The organism is Syntrophorhabdus sp. (assembly GCA_012719415.1).
Classification (GTDB): Bacteria; Desulfobacterota; Syntrophorhabdia; order Syntrophorhabdales; family Syntrophorhabdaceae; genus Delta-02.
In genome coordinates this window covers 1-2,031 of sequence record JAAYAK010000203.1, presented here as the reverse complement: position 1 = coordinate 2,031, position 2,031 = coordinate 1, and the positions used below count along the sequence as shown (strand labels likewise).

The window sequence follows — 2,031 nt, the reverse complement described above, 5'->3', positions numbered from 1 at the left end:
GTCTCCACGACGCCGCCGTGGAAGCCGTCATCGCCGGCGACTCCGAGGGCGCGGCGCAGGAGATGGAAAAGCACGCCGTCGCCTTCGGCAAGAACCTCATGGAAATGGAAGAGGAATACCACAAGACGAAGACCGCGTAACGACGGTCTCAGGTCCCAAGTCTCAGGTCTCAGGTCAAAAACAAGAAATGCAAGCTCCAGCAGTCTCTTGCCTGAAACCTGGAACATGGAAGGCTTTTTTCTTCCTGTAACTTGAAATCTGGAACCTGAAACGGTCTTACTACCCTCCGAAGTCGGGGTTTATGAACTCGATCCTGTCGCCTTCGGAGATCAGCGTTGTATGGTAGGCCTGGGGGTGGATGAAGCGGTTGGCCCGCCCGCCACAAAAACCCACCAAAAGAACAGGGCCTCTCCGTCACGTCCTATACGTCCCAAGCGTCCTATATGTCCCATAGGTCCTATATCTCCTATAGGTCCTATCCCCTTACCCCCCGGAGCATTGACAGGGGAAAGTGGGGCCGTTACACTAACAGGGACATGCTCTCCATCGGGATCGCCTTTTTGGCCCTTTCCTGTCTCGTCTCAGTGACGAACATCGTCAATTACGCTCTGAGGATGGTGAAGAAGAGACGGGGCGAGGTATACCGGAAGGGCTCGGCGATCCACGTATTGTCCATCGTTTTTTCCATCATGGCCTATGTCTTTGCCGGGGACACCCTGGGGGTGTGGGTCTTTATCCCCGCCATTCTCGACCCCGCCACCCTCTTCATTCTTGCGGCGCCCATCCTTCTCATCCGAATGATACGGGAAGCGGAACGATCCCGGGACCGTTCATGACAGCCTTCGTCACCGCCGCGGTGATACTCGGCCTGTCGTCGGGTTTCTCGCCGGGGCCGCTCTTGACGCTTGTCATCGCGCAGACGGTGATGCATGGCGTGAGAGAGGGGATCAAGGTCGCCCTGGCGCCCCTTGTCACCGACGTCCTTGTCATCACTCTTGCCGTCTCCGTCCTGTCCCGCTTCGCCCGCGCCCACACCGTGCTGGGATGGATATCCATTCTCGGGGGGCTATTCGTGGTCTACCTCGCCTGGGAGACGTTCCGGGCACCCGAACCCCGGGTTAACCTCACTCAAAGACAGGCCCGGTCTCTCGGCAGGGGGATAATCGTCAATGCCTTGAATCCCCATCCGTACATCTTCTGGATCGCCGTCGGCGCCCCCATGATGGTCAGGGCCAGCGAGGAGAGCCTGGCGACGGCGGCCGCCTTCGTCCTGTGCTTCTTCGTCTGCCTCGTCGGCGCCAAGGTCCTCGTGGCGGTCCTCGTGGGCAGGACAAAGAAGGTGCTCACGGGAAAGATCTACCGCTTGATCATGCGGCTTCTCGGCCTCGCCCTTTTTGTCTTTGCCCTCTTTCTCGTCAGGGACGGCCTTGTCCTCCTCAGGGTGATCGCCAAATTTCCTTGAAAGCACGGCACAGGGGCGGATAGAATATCGAAGTCTGCAAGATCGTTATCGAGAGGAGCGAACGTCATGCCCGATTACAGCAAGATAGACGTACCGGAGGTCCTGTCATACGTGTTCTATCCGCGTGACGAATCCGGCCCCTGTCCGGGATACGCCTTCGACCATTTCATTCCCGTGGCGGAAGCGGTGGCCCTCCACTGCCGGTTCTACGAAGAAGACAAGAACCGCTCCCGGCCCTGGATCCTCTATTTTCACGGTAATGGCGAGGTCGTAAGCGACTATGACGAGATCGCCCTGTTCTACTTCAAACACAGCCTTAACCTGGTGGTCGTCGATTACCGCGGCTACGGGAAATCCAACGGCACGCCGACCGTTGCCGACATGTCCCGCGATTCCCGGAAGGTCTATGAGTCCGTGAAGACCGCTCTCGCGGAAAGGGGTTTGCGGGACGACCTGTGGATCATGGGCAGGTCTCTCGGCAGCGTCTCGGCCCTCGCGATCGCCTACGACCAGGGTGCCGGCATCAACGGGCTCATCATCGAAAGCGGTTTCCCGAGCATCTCCAGCCT

5 protein-coding genes are annotated in these 2,031 nt (G+C 58.7%); 4 read left to right on the top strand and 1 reads right to left on the bottom strand.

Features of this window, described 5'->3' with window-relative positions; genetic code table 11:
- Nucleotides 1–140 (top strand): FadR family transcriptional regulator (locus GXX82_11460; protein NLT23654.1); only part of this gene is annotated, 140 nt, incomplete at its 5' end.
- Nucleotides 141–279: 139 nt separating this feature from the next.
- On the opposite strand, the gene GXX82_11455 is transcribed toward GXX82_11460, so the two are convergent.
- Complete coding sequence (locus tag GXX82_11455) at nt 280–393, bottom strand: sulfur carrier protein ThiS (GenBank protein ID NLT23653.1); 114 nt, start codon at nt 391–393, stop codon at nt 280–282.
- A gap of 50 nt (nt 394–443) precedes the next feature.
- Between GXX82_11455 and GXX82_11450 the strand changes: the two genes are divergently transcribed.
- The 3 genes from GXX82_11450 to GXX82_11440 form a co-directional block, all read left to right on the top strand.
- Nucleotides 444–836 carry a hypothetical protein gene (locus tag GXX82_11450; protein NLT23652.1) on the top strand — a complete coding sequence of 131 codons (393 nt, stop codon included), beginning with the start codon at nt 444–446 and terminating at the stop codon, nt 834–836.
- Nucleotides 833–1,462, top strand: coding sequence for a LysE family translocator (locus tag GXX82_11445; GenBank protein NLT23651.1), 630 nt, complete (start codon nt 833–835; stop codon nt 1,460–1,462). The genes GXX82_11450 and GXX82_11445 overlap by 4 nt, the downstream gene beginning before the upstream one ends.
- A 66-nt stretch (nt 1,463–1,528) precedes the next feature.
- Nucleotides 1,529–2,031, top strand: a 503-nt coding sequence (locus GXX82_11440) for an alpha/beta hydrolase (protein NLT23650.1), incomplete at its 3' end; no start/stop codon positions are given.